This is a genomic window from Chryseobacterium sp. ON_d1, assembly GCF_006829085.1.
In the GTDB taxonomy this organism is placed as follows: Bacteria; Bacteroidota; Bacteroidia; order Flavobacteriales; family Weeksellaceae; genus Chryseobacterium.
On record NZ_BJTC01000008.1, the window covers coordinates 230,028 to 246,557 of the forward strand.

The window sequence follows — 16,530 nt, forward strand, 5'->3', positions numbered from 1 at the left end:
AAACTCGTACATACAACAAAGATAGAGCATCCCGATTTGTAATCGGGACGGTCAAAGGTTCGAATCCTTTCGCGCTCACAAAAAACCTCACAATTTTTATTGTGAGGTTTTTTGTTTATTTTAGTTCTCATGTATTTTTGCTATATATTTTTACATTTCTGGGCTGGTCTCAAAAATGGAATCATCTTCCTTTTATGAATATACAATAACTGTTAGTTTGAATGTACAATAATTATTAGATTTGGATACTGAAATGGGTATATAATCCACAGAAAGAAAATAAGAACGAAAAGATTGTGAAATGACTGACGTATTTAAAAATTATCTATCCACAACAGGAGGACTATCAGCTGAGGAAATCAACTTTTCCGTGCAGTTCTTCAAACCAACCCACTTAAAAAAAGGTGATTTTTTTATTCGTGAGGATGAACCCTGTCGCCATATTGGATTTATTGCCAGCGGCGCTGTAAAAGCATATGGTCTTGACAAAGAAGGAAAGGAAAATATAACCTGCTTCAAGTTTGAAAATGAATTTGCCACCTCATTTCCAGAGTTTGTTGCCCAGGAAAAATCCAAAAGGAATATCAGAACTATAGAAAATAGCGTAATCTATAGAATCAGTCACCCGGACTATCTGCATCTGCTTGATCAGGTAACCGGCTGGAACAGAGTTATAAAATCTGTGATGGAACAGGAGTACAACCAAAAGGAACGTTATCTGCTGAATTACAACAACAGATCATCCGTAGATAAATATCTTCATATCCTGTCTAACGAACCGATACTCGTCAAGCGCATAACCACACAAGATCTGGCATCGTATCTGGGCATCACCCAGCGATCGCTTACACGCGCGAAAGGACAAATCCATAAGCCCAACTTATAGGACAAATGTCCTTATGCAACTCTGATCAGTGAGGTAGATTTGCACAAAAAAAATTATGTTACGTCAAATTGCTCCCGAAGTCTTTCAGATTCCACTGATGCCACGAAACAGTATCAACTGTTATATTATCGAAGGTGTATTGGTAGACTCCGGAATTCGGAGCTCATATACCACGATAAAGAAAGCTATCGGAAAAGCTCCTGTTTACCAACACATACTGACCCATGCGCATGCCGACCATCAGGGCTGCAGCGATCAGATCTGTGCTGAATTCTCTATCCCATTACTCTGCCATCCCAACGAAGTTTTCAGGACCGAAACGGGGATGGTAACCAACGACTATCCAACTCCCCAACATTGGATTGCAAAACTTCAGCAAAAATACTGGGCAGGACAGGGACATAAAGTCGATCAGACAATCGTTGAAAATGATAGTATAGGAAACTTTCGGGTAATAGAGACGCCCGGACATTCAGCAGGTCATATTTCTTTATTCCGCGAGCGGGATGGTGTACTGATAATCGGGGATGCCGCTACCAATATGAACCTGCTCACAACAACAACCGGCCTGCACCTTCCGCCCAACATATTCACCTCGGATCAGCAACGCAATATCCAATCACTCCAGAAGCTGGCAAAGCTGAATCCTTCCATCATCTGCTTCGGTCACGGACCGGTTTTGAGAAATAAAGATCGGAAATTTGAGAAATTTGCAGCTCAATGCAGCGCGGCTATTTAAGATAGACGCGCACTTTGACCCTACTTTACATATTGAATTCCTAAAATCATTAATTTGTAGTCAATGTTGATTAATATTCAGTAATATATTGTCCTATCCATTGATCAAAAGGAGCTTTATATTTTTCCTGAGCCGTTTTAATCAGATCATCAGGTTTTTCGATCGGGTTTAAGTGAAACGTCTCCTTCAGCCACTTTATGTATTCCATCCGGTCTTCGCTTTCGTCATCTTCATCATCTTTATAGAAATAAGCTGTATCAAAATCTACAGAAATTTCTGTATCATAGCTGAGAAGATGCAGCAACTGTAAGAGGTTTTCAGCCACGACATGAACACCTCCTTCGTCCCCAAAAACAACAACCGGCATCAGTTCCAATGGCTTGCCAGTTCCATCATTCCAGATTGCATAAAAGGAGCCAGAACCATTTGCCTGAGCAAAAGGGAAAAGTTTATCGAGAAAATTTTCATCCGTACTCCAGCTTTTCAATCCGTTTTTCTTATCTATTAAAATCCCAAACCCCTGGGAATAGTTTTCAAAGGAGGAAATAGTGTTCTGAAAATAAATTAATTTTTCCAACTCATCGGGAATTTCTTTAAGATTTAAGTTTTCTTTGAATTCTGTGATGTTTATCATTGTTTATATTTTTATTAAACCTAACTTTTTCCCATCGTCATTCTATAGTTCTTGGGGGTCCAGCCGGTCTGCGATCTGAAAAAATATGAAAAGTGAGAGAAATTATTAAATCCAAGCTCAAAGGCTATTTCTTTAATTGATTTATCTGAACTGTGTAATAATTTTTTGGCTTCCAATAATACCCTTTGTCTTATAAACTCCAATGGAGATATTTTATATTGCTTTCTACAAAGAACGCCGAGATAATTGGGCGTAATACATAGCTCTTCAGCGTAAAAGGCCACCCCTTTTTGTGTTTTATAATAGGTTTCGACAAGCTCATGGAAACGGAAAACAGGATTATTGTGATCATTCAATGCAGACTTTCCATACACCTGCTCTATCCAAAGGTTAATCATCAGTGCCAAAAGTCTCACTCTTGCATTAATAAGTTCCGGGAATACAATTTCTGAATGTATTTCTTTGCGGATGGCATCAAATTCCATACTGAATTTTTCATAAGCTTCTCCGTTTGATGGGATCATTTCGTAGGTACTGTGAGGTGAGAAAGTATGTTTTAAAGTAGGAGAAAATGTTTCAAGAATAGAATCATTAATGATCAGCCTTCTGCCACTCGCCTGTAAAGGCAGATTCCATATATATTTCCTTTTGGGAAGATGAACAAATAACTGCCGGGAATTTAAGGCATATGTTCCAATATCCGTCGTACAGTTACCTTCCTTACATTCGTCCAAAATAATGATTGTGAAAGAATTATCAGGAAAACGGTTGAGCTCGGAAGAACTTATTTCATCCTGATAAATTACATCGATATCTTTTTTTGTCTGACTTTCCAATATTTTTGAATTACCCTGTCCCTGCATTTTATATTTTACTATCGCATAAAGTTAGTTAAATTCAATATGAATAGAGATCAATATCCGGAATTGTGAAATAAATATTGTCTATTATCTGCCAATAGAGAATTTCCCATTTCGAAGAGAAACATTCAGTATATTTGTAATAAGACTTATTCTATTTAAATGTTGACAGATAAATTTGGAAGGAGCATAAACTATCTCCGGCTTGCTATTGTAGACCGGTGTAACCTCCGGTGTACCTATTGTATGCCGGAAAACGGTCTTCCCTGGATTAAGCAAAATGAACTGATGACTGATGAGGAAATGCTGAGAATCTGTTCGGTATTTACAGAAATGGGCGTTGATAAAATCAGGATAACAGGAGGAGAACCTTTCGTCCGAAAAAACAGTATTGAGCTTATCCAAAATATATCACAATTAGCCGGGCTTACTGACCTTAGCATAACCACTAATGGCCTTCTTACCGAACAATACATTCCACAACTTAAAAAATGCGGAATACAATCTGTCAATCTAAGTCTTGATACGCTGGACAGAGATCGTTTTTTCAAAATTACCCGGAGAAATAGTTTGGATAAAGTCATGAAAACTTTAAATGGTTTATTACAGAATAACATAAAAGTAAAAATCAATACCGTGGTGATGGAAGGGGAAAATACTGAGGATATTATTCCTTTAGTAATGCTTACAAAAAATCTTCCGATAGATGTCCGTTTTATTGAGGAAATGCCTTTTAACGGAAGTGAAACTGATATTTCCCTGAAGTGGAATTTCACACAAATTTATAACCATATAAAAGAATATTTCCCTGAAATACAGAAGACAGAGGATCCTAAAAGTTCAACGTCATATAATTATAAAATTCCTGGATTTACAGGAAGTATAGGAATCATTGCAGCATATACCCGTTCATTTTGTGGAGACTGCAACAGGATAAGAATCACTCCTTCCGGTATTCTAAGAACCTGTTTGTATGAAGGATCCGGTATCAACCTGAAAGATGAAATCCGTATGGGAAAAACAGATGAAGCGCTGAAAAATATCATTATCGACAGTATACACCAAAAACCGAAAGACGGCTGGGAAGCTCAGAAACAGAGTTTAAACCCATCACAAATACATCAGTCAATGGCAACAATAGGAGGTTAATTATGGAAATGATCAGTGTACAGCAGGCAGAAGAAATCATCTTTTCTCAGGTCAGAGATTTCGGAACAGAAGAAATTTTCTATGAAAATGCCTCAGGAAGGATTTTAGCAGAACATATTCTGGCAGATCGTGATTTACCCCCTTTTGAGAGACCTACGGTAGATGGAGTTGCGATCAGTTTTAAATCCTACGAAAAAGGAATGCGTGACTTTACCATCAAAACCGTACAGGCAGCGGGAGAGGCTCCGCTTTCTATTGATGATGAAAACGAATGCATAGAAATTATGACCGGAGCGGCATTGCATTCTTCAATGGATACTGTTATCCGCTATGAAGATATTTTGATCAACAACAATGTAGCAAGCATCCAAGTTGATGTCAAAAAAGGACAGAATATCCATCTTAAAGGAAGGGATAAAAAAGCCGGAGAAATATTGGTAAAAGCCAATCAGGTCATCACTCCGTCTATTCTCGGAATTGCCGCATCAGTGGGGAAAACATTTATGACTGTGAAAAAACTTCCCAGGGTAGCCATTATTTCCACCGGGGATGAAATGGTTCCGCCTGAAAATACTCCTACTCCATTTCAGCTAAGGCGTTCCAACGGAATTACCATACAGTCTGTTCTGGAAAAATACAGGATCAGTGCTGACCGGCTGCATTGGAATGATGATTTTGAATTCATAAAACAGGAATTGTCCCAATGTATCGACAATTATGATATTCTACTGATGAGCGGCGGGGTTTCTATGGGAAAATTCGATTACCTGCCCAAAGCCTGTGAAGAGCTGGGAATAGAAAAGCTCTTTCATAAAATAAAGCAAAGACCGGGAAAGCCGTTCTGGTTTGGAAAAAGCCAAAACGGAAAATTGGTTTTTGCATTCCCCGGAAACCCGGTTTCCGTATTCATGTGCCTGCACCGGTATTTTATTCCCTGGCTGGAAAAATCTCTGGAAATCCCGGAAACTCCTCAATATGCCGTTTTACAAAATGATATCGATTTTCCTTTTTCATTACAATATTTTGCCCAGGTAAAACTCAGTGTGAATCCAGCAGGACAATTAATTGCAGAATCAGTCGATACCAATGGTTCCGGAGATTTTTCCCATCTTGCGGAAACCAATGCATTCATAGAACTTCCACCGGAAAAAACTGTGTTTAAGAAAGGGGAAGTCTATAAAATATGGAAATATAATTTTTAATGTATTCATGACAAATTTTTCACATCTTAATAAAAAAGAACAGCCAGGTATGGTGAATGTAGGCAGTAAAAAGGTTACCCACCGGAAAGCAACTGCCAAAGCCACTGTGACACTTCCTGAACATATTCTGGAAGCGCTTCAAAAAGATGACTTTAAAACTAAAAAAGGCTCTGTTTTCCAAACCGCCATCATTGCGGGGATAATGGCAGCAAAAAAAACAGGAGACCTGATTCCTCTCTGTCATCCTATCGGTATGGATAACTGTGAAATAGATATTGAAATCAACGCTCAAAATGAAATTGAAATCTATTGTACTGCTGAGATTGAAGCTAAAACGGGCATCGAAATGGAAGCATTGACAGGGGCATCAGTTGCTGCACTTACCATATATGATATGTGCAAAGCAATGAGTCATGACATCGTAATCAAAGAAATACAGCTCATCGAAAAATCCGGAGGAAAAAATGATTTCAAAAGAGACTGATGTTCCGAAATTAAACGGGCTGGTACTGGCGGGAGGGAAAAGCCAGCGCATGGGAAATCCTAAAGATAAAATTAACTGGCATGGCAAAGAGCAGCGGTATTATGCGGCTGATCTTTTAGCTCCGTTTTGTAACGAGGTTTTTATTTCCTGCAGACAGGATCAGCTGGAAAATTTTGATCCAAATTACAATGTCCTTACTGATACTTTTCTGAATATGGGACCTTTCGGCGGCATACTTTCAGCATTGCGATCCCAGAGAGATAAAGCATGGCTGGTCGTTGCCTGTGATTTACCTCTATTGGATGAAAAATCGTTAGAATTTTTAATTGAAAACCGAAATATAGAAAAAACAGCCACCACTTACGAAAGTCCTTTTGATGGTTTACCAGAACCATTAATTACGATTTGGGAGCCCAAAAGCTACCCTTTACTCCTTAATTTTTTAGGATCAGGAATTACATGTCCAAGGAAAGTGCTGATCAATAGTGATACCTTAATCCTGAAACCAGGCAACCCGGATTCTTTAATGAATGTGAATACTCCCGAAGATAGGGAAAAAGCCCAGGAAATTTTAAGAAAACAGATGTAATTGAAAACAGAAACAGATGAGTAACCCGCTTGAACGTTATCATTGCCAGATTGCTTTACCAGGATTTGGGGTTTCCTCCCAGGAACTCCTCAACAATGCTAAAGTCCTGATCATAGGCATGGGAGGGCTTGGCTGTCCTTCGGCACAGTATCTTGCTTCTTCAGGGATAGGAACGATTGGTCTTGCTGATAATGATATCATTTCTGAAAGCAACCTTCACCGCCAGATATTATATGCTCCGGAAGATATCGGAAAATCAAAAGTTGATGTTGCTGCTAAAAAGTTACAGCAGCAAAATCCAGCAGTAAAAATCATTCCGTTCAATTTCCGGGTAACCTCTGACAATGTAATGGATCTGATTTCTGAATTTGATTTAATTATCGAAGGAACAGATAATTTTGAAACAAAATGTCTGCTGAATGACGCTTGTGTATTAACAGGAAAACCTTTGGTATATGGTGCCATTTATCAATATGAAGGACAGGTAAGCATCTGGAATGTCATACAGAAAGACGGTACTTCTTCTCCTAATTACCGTGATGTTTTCCCGAATGCAGAAGAATCGCAGGTTCCCAACTGCAGAGAAGGGGGTGTACTGCCTACACTGGCGGGAATTGTCGGATGCATGCAGGCTAATGAAGCCATAAAATATTTTACAAACCCTGAAAATTCACTGGCAGGAAGACTCTGGATGATGAATGTGCTGGACGGTAAAACACAGATCATTAAATTAAGAAAAACTTCTGTGCAGATTACAGGATTACCTCAGACTGTTGAAACGATTACGTTTGAGCAGCTGATGCAGGAAAAAGATCTTTTTGAAATCATAGATGTCCGTACATCCAAAGAGCATGAAGAATTCAATATCGGAGGAATCAATATAGCTGTAGATGAGCTACAGAACCATTCAGATTATATTTCGGATTGTTCGAAATCTATTGTAATGTATTGCCTATCCGGAAAACGCAGTGCTGAAGCGGTGAGAAAAATCAAGAGCATCTTTCCTGAGAAGAACGTGTATTCTTTAAAAGGCGGCATTCAAAGAACAGAATTATAAACAACAATCACTTTTTTTAAACACTAATCAATAATATTCTGAGCCTTTTTCGGAGAAACAGCAATATGCTCCCCCACCATTTCATGAATGGTTTCATCAATCATCACACACATGCTGTTCAGGGCCAGATCATTCGCATCTGTTCCAAACGGTTCCTCAATTTCATCAGCTATTGCTTCAAACGCAACAAATGTATACGCTACAAATACCACAATAAGTGGTGTAAACCATCCGAGCGAATCTACGAGTCCAAAAGGTAGCAGAAAGCAATAAATATATACCGTACGGTGCAGTAAAACTCTGTAACTGTACGGAATGGGAGTTGAAATAATTCTTTCACACCCTCCAAGAATATCAGAAAGCTTATCAAAATTTTCATCAAAACGGGCCTGCTGGATGGAATCCAGGGAACCTTCATCTTTTGACTTCTGCACCCATTCTGCAAGCAGGCGCATCATAACAGCGGGCTTATATTTTGATGCAGTAACTAGTTTCAGCTGATCGTCATTAAGCCTGGATCTTAGATCTTTATAGGCATCCGTTCCTCTCAGCTGATGTTTCAGTGCATAAACAAAGGCGCCAAGCAGCTGCACAAAATTATGAACTGAAGCCTGACCACCTTTTGTATTTTTCAGCGTGATGGCCTGGCGGGTAAGAGCTCTGGAAGTATTCAGCAGAGCTCCCCATAGTTTTCGGCCTTCCCAAAACCTATCGTAGCTGGCATTGTTCCTGAAGCCCAAAAATAAAGCCAGTACAAACCCAAACAGTGTAAGGGGTGCCGGATTTAACGGAACTTTAAAAGAAAGAATGATTCCATGAAAATAGGTTACCAGTAAAGAAAGAATTAAAAGCAATCCCAAACGGGGAAGCAAGGCGGGTAAAACAGAACCATGCCACACAAAAAGCATTCTGAACCAGTGTTCCTTTTTTCTTATGATCATTTTTTTGTAATTATTTTTTTACGGATCCGATGAACAGCTCTGTAACCTGGTAGCTACTGCGGGCAGGTTTCTTTTCTCCCTCAGCAATGATCCGTAAAGGACCTTTTTCCGGCAATAAAGGTTTTCCGTCTGCAGTATCAGCAACAATAACGTTTTTATCCTGGATAGAAGCATCAAGCTCTGCCAGTGAGAATAAGACCTGATAACCGTCAGAACATTTTATCAGAACATATTTCGAAAAATTTTCTGCTCCATGAAGCGCTTTTCCGGATGGAACTCCTGCTTTGTCCAAAATTTCCATGATTGGAACTCCTGTAAAAATATGTGAACGGCCTTCTTTATCCTTAAGAACCGCTTCTTTTCGGGACATTTTTGAAAGGTCAGATAAGCTTAGCTCCATAGGGTGGGCCACTTCACCGGAAACCTTTAATTTGAAACCTGTCTGCGCTGATGCCAGCCCATAAAAAGAAAATATAGCCACAAAAAACAGGTGCTTCATGATTAAGTTGTTTTTAAGTTTTATTTTTAAGATTATTCGCGACTGGTTCCTGCTGCAGCCGTTATATGATCATCAATTTTTTTAAAAATTTCGGGACTGTGCTTTCGGATTTTGATACGGACATATTTGGAAGCCGGCATATTGGCACCGTTCACCACGTTATTGATAGATACCAGTACATTGGTTTCCGGGAAATAGGTCATGGTACTTTTCTGAGGAATAGGATATTTTACGACAATAAAAAGCGGTGCTATCCTTTCAATTCCATCATCATAATTGAAAAGATCTACATGGTCGCCTTCTTTCAGACCTGCCTTTTCAATATCTTTTTCGTTCATCATCACCACCCTTCTTTCATTGAAAATTCCACGGTAGCGGTCATTCAAGCCATAAACAACGGTATTAAACTGGTCATGCGTTCTGGTAGTTCCCATCAGGTATTCGTCCTCCGCAAGCGAATTATCCGGTACAGCAGTTATATTGAAAGCCGCTTTTCCAGGGTAAAATTCACTGTTGAATTTCCCGTCTCTTGGTCCGTTCGGAAGATAGAAGCCTCCTTTCTGTACTACCCTTTCGTTATAGTTTTCAAATCCGGGAATGCATTGTTCAATATCGTTACGAACGGCATCATAACTGTTGATAAATTTATCCCAATCCACTACGGAACGTTCTCCTAAAACCGCTTTTGCCATTCTGCAGGCTACGTGAGTTTCATTGATCAGGTGTTTTGAAATAGGTTCGAGAACCCCTCTTGACCATTCTATAACCCCCATTGAATTTTCCGTACTTACGTGTTGAAGTTCACCGTTTACCATATCTTTTTCACTTCTGGAGATTACCGGTAAGATCAAAGCTTCTTTTCCATGAATAAGGTGGTTTCGGTTTAATTTTACAGAAACAATCGCAGACATTTCCAGCTTGCGCATGGCTTCTGCCGTAAAAGTTGTATCCGGTGCGGCAGAAAGGAAATTACCTCCCATACAGAACATGAATTTCACTTTGCCTTCATGCATTGCTTTAAGCGCATTGACCACATCATATCCTCCTTTTCTGGGTACCTCAAAGCCATAGTACTTCTGCAGCCTGTCCAATTGTTCTGTTGTAGGATGATGGTTAATAAGCAGTGTTCTGTTCCCCTGCACATTACTGTGACCCCGAACAGGACACGCTCCCCCACCCTGGATTCCTATGCTTCCTTTCATCAGCAGGAGATTCACAATATTATAAATCATTTCCACCCCGTTGTGCTGCTGCGTGATTCCCATTCCCCAACAAATGATCATCCTTTTTCTGGAGGCAATCATCTGTGCAGCTTCTCTTAGATTCTCAACAGGAATGCCACATTCTTCCGATAAGAAATTGAGGTCATATCTTTTTAATTCTTCAACCAATTCATTGAAGCCGGCGGTCTTATTCGTTATAAAATCCTGGTCAAGAACTTTCCCCGGGTTTTTGGCTTCTTCTTCCAGTACGAGAATTTGCAGTGCTTTTAAAAGCGCCATATCCCCATTGATCTTAACAGGAAGATACAGATCCGACAGTTCATAAGGCTTATTGAGCAAAGCACGCACTTCCTGAGGGTTTCTGAAACCTTTTAATCCGGCTTCAGGAAGCGGATTGACAGCCATAATTTTTGCGCCATTTTTCTTTCCCTTAGTTAATGCAGAAAGCATTCTCGGAGAATTGGTTCCAGGATTCTGTCCTATGATGATGATAAGATCTGTATCGTAAAAGTCTTCCAGCTTTACGGTTCCTTTCCCAATGCCTATGCTTCTGGAAAGAGCATAACCGGAAGTTTCGTGGCACATATTGGAACAGTCCGGAAAATTATTGGTCCCGAATTCACGGGCAAATAACTGGTATACCCATGTTGCTTCATTACTTGTTCTTCCTGATGTATAAAAAATAGCTTCATCAGGCGAATCTAATGCATTTAGTTTTTCAGAAATTTTCATAAAGGCATCATCCCAGCTTATCGGCTGATAATGTGTTCCTCCTTTCGGCAAATACATGGGCTCTGCTAGTCTTCCCAACTGGCTGATTTCAAAATCTGTCAGCTTTGCTAAATCATACACCGAATTTTCTCTGAAAAACTCTGCTCCGATCTTTTTTGAGGTGGCTTCTTCTGCCAGGGCCTTTGCTCCGTTTTCACAATATTCACCTAATCTGGAACGTTCGTCATCCGGGTCTGGCCATGCACAGCTCGGACAATCGAACCCATCAAACTGATTCATACTGAAAAGGGCTCTTCCTCCGCGAAGAACGGAGGCATTAAGCACCAACTGATCCAATGAATGAATCACTGCAGGAACACCCGCTGCCCAGGCTTTCGGTGGTTTCAGCTTCAGATCCAGCAGTTTATAAGGTGGCTCTGCAGAAGGTAATCTGCTGCCCTCTTCTTTTTTATTGAATACATTTTTGTTTTCCATGATTTCCAGGTTTAAAAAAATGAAAAAATTAGCATTTCAGGTTCGGGTTGGGATAATTGTCGCTTTGGTCTTCCAATGTATTATCAATGCATACAAAGTCTTTTTCAATTAAGAGTTTAATTTTTCCGGACTGCCCTTCAAAACCGACTCTGTCTGTGGTAATCCACTCGTTTATCATTGTTTCAGGCATCTTCAGAACCATTCTGTTCTCGATGAAAGCTGCCGAAAGCTCTGCCTCTTCTGTTCTTTCAATAGCATATATAAACGGACGGTCTACAAATTCTGTAAAGCTTGAAATGATGCCGTCTTCCCCCAATTTTGCCACTTCGGACTGGGTAAGACGAAATCTGACTGTGTTATCTTTAATTCTTATTTTCATAATAAATTTTCAATGTTAAAATGGCTGCCGGAATGGTAAATATTAAAACGGTTGTCCCGGAGAAAGCCCAGTAAAGTAATATCAAATTCTTTGGCCAGATCCACCGCAAGGCTTGATGGTGCGCCTATTGCCGCAACAATGGAAATTCCTGCCATCGCAGCTTTCTGAATAAGTTCGAAGCTGGCTCTTCCACTCAGTAGCAAAATTTTATTGTTCAAAGGAAGCAGTCCTGCAGATAATGCATGACCTATGAGTTTGTCCAGGGCGTTATGTCTTCCCACATCTTCGCGCAGTGCCAGAAGGTTTCCTTCCATATCAAAGATCCCGGAAGCATGTATACCGCCTGTAGCACTGAAATTATTCTGGAATGACTGCAATTTTTCGGACAGCTGATACAGCGTTTCCAGGGAAACTTCTGTGTTTTCTTTTGTATGGTTGTGGAAAGTACTTACTGTTCTTATAGATTCTATAGAGCCTTTTCCGCATACACCACAGCTGGAAGTGGTATAAAAATTCCGGTCTGCCTTCATCAGTTCAGGAACAAATCCTTCTGTAAGCTCGACAATGACAACATTTTCGCTGTTCCTTGAACATTCTGCCTGCGGAGAATATATGCTTTTAATCTGTTCACGGCCGGAAATAATTCCTTCTGTGAATAAAAATCCTGCAGCAAGTTCTGCATCATTTCCGGGAGTCCGCATAGTTACAGAAATATTTTTGGACTCTTTTTTACCTTCGGCACTGTAAGAAACCCTGATCTCTAAAGGTTCTTCTACAGAGATATCATCTGTATAAGGAAAACCGCTGTTTTCCCTGACTTTGATGATTTCTATCTGCTTTACAGATTTATTTGACAACAGATTTGCTTTCATGATATAATGACTGGCCTAGTAAAGGTACAAAATTTTATTCCTAAAATTATGGGTGTGCTGAAACCCACTCTTCACCATCTTCAAAAATTTCTTTTTTCCAGATAGGAACGGTCTTTTTTATATTTTCAATCATAAAGCTGCAGGCATCGAAAACCGCATTTCTATGCCCGTCACTTACCACAATGATCACGGCAGCATCACCGGGAAACAAGACTCCCGTGCGGTGGTGAACAACAATATTCTTCACTGAAAATAAAGCAATGGCTTTATCGGCTATTTTCTGTATTTCCTTCACGGCCATAGATTGATAGCATTCATATTCCAGACGGGTAACAGGTTTACCTTTGGTATGATTTCGTACGGTTCCTACAAATGATGCTATTCCTCCGCATGCAGGGTCGGAAGCAAGGGCAAAGCAATCCGTAAGATCCAGGATTTGTTCTGTTATTTTTATATCAATCATATCTGTTATCCGCCGCTTACCGGAGGGATTATTGCTATTTCGTTAGACTCTGTTATGATCTGATCATCCTCTGCATATTCATCGTCAACGGCAATAAAATAGGATTTCAATCTTTTCAATTCTGGAAAGTCTTTTTCCAGAAGTTCCTTGAGTGTTTTAACGCTCACTCCTTCATGTATTTCTATTTCTTTTTCTGAAGTTCCGAAAATATCTTTCGTTATTCCGAATGCCAGTATTTTAAGTATCATTTTTAAATGTAGCTTATTACCAATATTTTATTAAAACGTTTATTCCGGCTACCAGAACCAGAACAGCCGTCATTCTTTTAATGACCAGAGGATTCCATTTCAGGGACATCCTGGAACCAATCTGTCCGCCAATGAACACAGCAAAACACAAACTCAGGATTCTGAAATAATCCATATCTGCAGACAGTTTGGATAACTGCCCAAAGATTCCTGATATTGAATTTACCAATATGAAAACACTTGACACCGCTGCAATTTTTCGTGGAGTATCCCATTTCATGAGGTTTAACAGTGGGGAAAGAAAAATTCCGCCGCCAATGCCTACCAATCCTGATAAAAACCCGATTCCTCCTCCTAAAAAGCTGTTTTTTAAAAGAGATGCTTCGCTGTATTCCTGAAGATTTTCTCCATTTTTTGCTTCTGTCTTTATCCACAGCAACAGTGCAGCCATGATTAAGGTGGCTCCCAATATCAGGAAAAAAGTTTCCTGGCTTATTTTCAAAACAGCTCCCAAATATGCCATGGGAACACTTACAAGGGTAAGCGGCAGTATTTTCTTCCAATCAATCTGCTTATTTCTGATGTAAATAAATACTCCTCCTATTACTACAATAACATTACAGATAAGTGCTGTTAACCGTATTTCCTGATAAGGAAGACTGTACATTGCCAGAACAGCAAGGTAACTGGATCCTCCTCCAAATCCCACAGAAGAATAAATGAAAGCGATGATTAAAAAAAAGAAAAAGATTTCCCAATGCCCCATATTTTTTGCAGAATTAATTTTCTTACAATAATACTCATTTTTAGGGCGTCATTCAGGGTTATCACTTAAAAGTTTCTGTTATAATTTGTGAGAATAATGTTGCAGATTGTTTTTTAAGGATGGAAGATGGGAGCCTGAGGATGGAAGTTACTATTGGACCTATCAATAAAGAGTTATTAACCATTACTTGTTTCTATTCTCAAACTTCTTTGGCCAAAGATTTACACTGCTTCTTTTGTTTTTGCTGCGTTCTTAGCAGCTTCGATTTTCTTAGTATTTCTAAGTTCCCGTTTCATTTTACGGTAGTCCCACGGAGCAATGGCATTACTATCCTGCCAAAGTCCTATTTTTTCCTGCTGTGCAGTTTCCTGCAGCTTTCCCAAAGAGGCATCTTTGGAATAAGAAAAATACCACCATCCCAATCCTGCTTTGATAAGCTCTTTGGAAAGGTATTTCCCATCATCATAGTACACTTTTGCAATGGATCTTCCATAACGGTCCGTAGTCGTTTCAACAAAGCTTACGGTTTTCCCAAATACCTGAGCAGAAGTAAACTGTTTTGCATTTTTACCAAACGCCTGCCCATTTTCCGGACAATCGACTTCAGCCAACCTCAGCTTTTTTTGCTGGTTGCCTTTTAACAGTAAAGTAATGGTATCTCCGTCTGAAATTTTGATCACTTTTCCGGTCGTCTGTGAGAATAGAAATACAGGGAAAAGTACGTACAGCAGCATTAATCGTTTCATGGGGCAAATATAGGGATTAGTGGGGCTTGTTTAATTAAAAAACCTCGCGAAATGCGAGGTTTTTTAATATTGAATTGAGTTATTTGATTTTTTTCACCTCAAAGTCGGGAGAACGTTGCGGAGCAGGAATTCTAATAATTTCCCCAGTTAAAAGGCATTGAGACATAAGTATTTTCAAAAACATTTAAAGGTAAAGTTTCTTCTGTTTTTATATTCGTTTCACTATTTTTAACTATACATACTTTAAGCAGTTCTCTGCGATGATGGTAACCATTTAAAATTAATGCGTGAATACCATTCATGTCTAAAATCCTGATAAACGCTTTAAATTTATCAATATTATCTGTTAATTCCAGAAAACTTAAATCGATATCAGTAAAAGAAATATTTTCATCGGTAATGATCTGAACAAAATGTTGTCCAATATCATATGCGGTCATATCTTTAAATTTTTTATCCGCAATTATAAGATTGGTTTCCAAGCAATCCAGATATACTTTTCGCTCTCCTGATAAGTAATTTCGGGTATACAATTTAGCATCTTCTAAGATCTCAATATTATTTCTCCTGAAAGCTCTTTTCCATTCATCTATCCTCAATAAAATATCTGCATCTGCATATTCCCACAAAAAAGAATAAACCTTTTGACCAGGAAAAAAACTGTTGATCTGAAGCGCTTCCTTTAGATCAGAAAACACCCAGAAACTAGTGTATTTAAGATCTTGACAGTTGAAAAATCTTGACAAATAATAACTATTCGAATCTATATAGGATGTCATAAAAAAAACTGTTTATTTTCTTGATCAGTAAAAACTTTCTGAAACAGTTATATTTCCCAATAACCAATATTTATTGGCCATGAAGAATAACTTTTCATAAAATAATCATATTCAAAAGAGCGAAAATAAAAATCTATAATCTTAATGGTAAGATTCATAAAAAAGGCAACAAATTCTTTCAAAAAATCATTGATATTAATTTTCCCATTCTCATCAGTATATAAACTGCCATTTATTTGATAGGCAGAATACCCACCTCCCCAATATACTGAATGTCCCTCAATAAAAGTAATAAAACTATTGAAGTTAAAAGAATCTGTGGGATTTTCACAAATGAGAATTTCAAACTCTAAGATATCTTTCATTTTTTATTGAGTTGAGTTATACACTTTATTCACACCATATACACTGTAAATTACTGATATCCAATCCCTGTATATAATACTGAAATATCTGAAGGAAATTTAATCTGTATAATATCTGAACTATTTGCTTTGTTTAAAACGATCTCAGAACCTACCGCTAATGATTTTGTCTTCGATAGGAAAACATGATTATTTTTATTATTTTTTTCAAAAGTCTGACTCATAATATTCCAATCTTTATCCGTAAAATTTCCCTTCTTTATTATGCTTCGAATCTGTTTACATGAGTTTTCATCTATTTTTATGCAATAATAGATCTTCTCTCCACTAACAAAATTTTTCTGAATGCAATTAAAAATATAGGTGTCATTTTCCAATGAAACAAGTGATGTTAGAATATCATCATACCAGTCAAGTATATGCAATTCAGCAATGATCATTTA

General features: G+C 38.6%; 21 protein-coding genes. 7 read left to right on the top strand and 14 right to left on the bottom strand.

Annotated elements, in window-relative coordinates:
- The first annotated feature begins 301 nt into the window (after nt 1-301).
- Nucleotides 302-886, top strand: coding sequence for a Crp/Fnr family transcriptional regulator (locus CRS_RS14405; protein ID WP_142724716.1), 585 nt, complete (start codon nt 302-304; stop codon nt 884-886).
- Nucleotides 887-941: 55 nt separating this feature from the next.
- Entirely contained in the window at nt 942-1,625 is a 684-nt protein-coding gene (locus CRS_RS14410) for an MBL fold metallo-hydrolase (protein WP_142724717.1), read from the top strand.
- A gap of 70 nt (nt 1,626-1,695) precedes the next feature.
- Here the strand turns inward: CRS_RS14410 and CRS_RS14415 are convergent, their stop codons facing one another.
- Nucleotides 1,696-2,259 carry a hypothetical protein gene (locus CRS_RS14415; RefSeq protein ID WP_142724718.1) on the bottom strand — a complete coding sequence of 188 codons (564 nt, stop codon included), beginning with the start codon at nt 2,257-2,259 and terminating at the stop codon, nt 1,696-1,698.
- Between the two features lie 20 nt (nt 2,260-2,279).
- Nucleotides 2,280-3,095 (bottom strand): AraC family transcriptional regulator, encoded by an 816-nt coding sequence (locus CRS_RS14420; RefSeq protein ID WP_228451265.1) that lies wholly within the window; start codon nt 3,093-3,095, stop codon nt 2,280-2,282.
- 186 nt (nt 3,096-3,281) lie between these two features.
- Between CRS_RS14420 and moaA the strand changes: the two genes are divergently transcribed.
- The 5 genes from moaA to CRS_RS14445 are packed head-to-tail and all read left to right on the top strand — an operon-like array spanning nt 3,282 to nt 7,600.
- Entirely contained in the window at nt 3,282-4,268 is a 987-nt protein-coding gene (gene moaA, locus CRS_RS14425) for a GTP 3',8-cyclase MoaA (protein ID WP_142724720.1), read from the top strand.
- A 2-nt stretch (nt 4,269-4,270) separates the two neighbouring features.
- On the top strand, nt 4,271-5,470 hold the full coding sequence (locus CRS_RS14430) for a molybdopterin molybdotransferase MoeA (RefSeq protein ID WP_142724721.1): 1,200 nt from the start codon (nt 4,271-4,273) through the stop codon (nt 5,468-5,470).
- Nucleotides 5,471-5,477: 7 nt separating this feature from the next.
- Entirely contained in the window at nt 5,478-5,954 is a 477-nt protein-coding gene (gene moaC, locus CRS_RS14435) for a cyclic pyranopterin monophosphate synthase MoaC (RefSeq protein WP_142724722.1), read from the top strand.
- Nucleotides 5,935-6,543 (top strand): NTP transferase domain-containing protein, encoded by a 609-nt coding sequence (locus CRS_RS14440; RefSeq protein ID WP_142724723.1) that lies wholly within the window; start codon nt 5,935-5,937, stop codon nt 6,541-6,543. The genes moaC and CRS_RS14440 overlap by 20 nt, the downstream gene beginning before the upstream one ends.
- A gap of 16 nt (nt 6,544-6,559) precedes the next feature.
- Entirely contained in the window at nt 6,560-7,600 is a 1,041-nt protein-coding gene (locus tag CRS_RS14445; RefSeq protein ID WP_142724724.1) for a HesA/MoeB/ThiF family protein, read from the top strand.
- Between the two features lie 23 nt (nt 7,601-7,623).
- Here the strand turns inward: CRS_RS14445 and CRS_RS14450 are convergent, their stop codons facing one another.
- The 12 genes from CRS_RS14450 to CRS_RS14505 all read right to left on the bottom strand — a co-directional run bounded on the left by CRS_RS14450 (nt 7,624) and on the right by CRS_RS14505 (nt 16,527).
- The gene (locus tag CRS_RS14450) at nt 7,624-8,541 is read right to left on the bottom strand and encodes a bestrophin family protein (protein ID WP_142724725.1); all 918 of its coding nucleotides are present in this window, start codon (nt 8,539-8,541) and stop codon (nt 7,624-7,626) included.
- A gap of 10 nt (nt 8,542-8,551) precedes the next feature.
- Nucleotides 8,552-9,040 carry a molybdopterin-dependent oxidoreductase gene (locus CRS_RS14455; protein WP_142724726.1) on the bottom strand — a complete coding sequence of 163 codons (489 nt, stop codon included), beginning with the start codon at nt 9,038-9,040 and terminating at the stop codon, nt 8,552-8,554.
- 32 nt (nt 9,041-9,072) lie between these two features.
- Nucleotides 9,073-11,469, bottom strand: coding sequence for an FdhF/YdeP family oxidoreductase (locus CRS_RS14460; RefSeq protein WP_142724727.1), 2,397 nt, complete (start codon nt 11,467-11,469; stop codon nt 9,073-9,075).
- Between the two features lie 28 nt (nt 11,470-11,497).
- Nucleotides 11,498-11,848 carry a hypothetical protein gene (locus CRS_RS14465; protein WP_142724728.1) on the bottom strand — a complete coding sequence of 117 codons (351 nt, stop codon included), beginning with the start codon at nt 11,846-11,848 and terminating at the stop codon, nt 11,498-11,500.
- The gene (gene fdhD, locus CRS_RS14470; RefSeq protein ID WP_142724729.1) at nt 11,845-12,720 is read right to left on the bottom strand and encodes a formate dehydrogenase accessory sulfurtransferase FdhD; all 876 of its coding nucleotides are present in this window, start codon (nt 12,718-12,720) and stop codon (nt 11,845-11,847) included. Before fdhD ends, CRS_RS14465 begins: the two co-directional genes overlap by 4 nt.
- Before the next feature lie 46 nt (nt 12,721-12,766).
- On the bottom strand, nt 12,767-13,183 hold the full coding sequence (locus CRS_RS14475) for a molybdenum cofactor biosynthesis protein MoaE (RefSeq protein ID WP_142724730.1): 417 nt from the start codon (nt 13,181-13,183) through the stop codon (nt 12,767-12,769).
- Nucleotides 13,184-13,188: 5 nt separating this feature from the next.
- Nucleotides 13,189-13,431 carry a MoaD/ThiS family protein gene (locus tag CRS_RS14480; RefSeq protein ID WP_142724731.1) on the bottom strand — a complete coding sequence of 81 codons (243 nt, stop codon included), beginning with the start codon at nt 13,429-13,431 and terminating at the stop codon, nt 13,189-13,191.
- A gap of 16 nt (nt 13,432-13,447) precedes the next feature.
- Complete coding sequence (locus CRS_RS14485) at nt 13,448-14,197, bottom strand: sulfite exporter TauE/SafE family protein (protein WP_142724732.1); 750 nt, start codon at nt 14,195-14,197, stop codon at nt 13,448-13,450.
- Between the two features lie 221 nt (nt 14,198-14,418).
- Nucleotides 14,419-14,943: a thermonuclease family protein gene (locus CRS_RS14490; RefSeq protein WP_142724733.1), complete on the bottom strand. Its 525-nt coding sequence runs from the start codon at nt 14,941-14,943 to the stop codon at nt 14,419-14,421.
- Nucleotides 14,944-15,074: 131 nt separating this feature from the next.
- Nucleotides 15,075-15,641, bottom strand: a complete 567-nt coding sequence (locus CRS_RS14495) for a hypothetical protein (RefSeq protein WP_142724734.1) — start codon at nt 15,639-15,641, stop codon at nt 15,075-15,077.
- Between the two features lie 128 nt (nt 15,642-15,769).
- On the bottom strand, nt 15,770-16,087 hold the full coding sequence (locus tag CRS_RS14500; protein ID WP_142724735.1) for a hypothetical protein: 318 nt from the start codon (nt 16,085-16,087) through the stop codon (nt 15,770-15,772).
- Nucleotides 16,088-16,137: 50 nt separating this feature from the next.
- Complete coding sequence (locus CRS_RS14505; protein WP_142724736.1) at nt 16,138-16,527, bottom strand: hypothetical protein; 390 nt, start codon at nt 16,525-16,527, stop codon at nt 16,138-16,140.
- Nucleotides 16,528-16,530 lie beyond the last annotated feature (3 nt).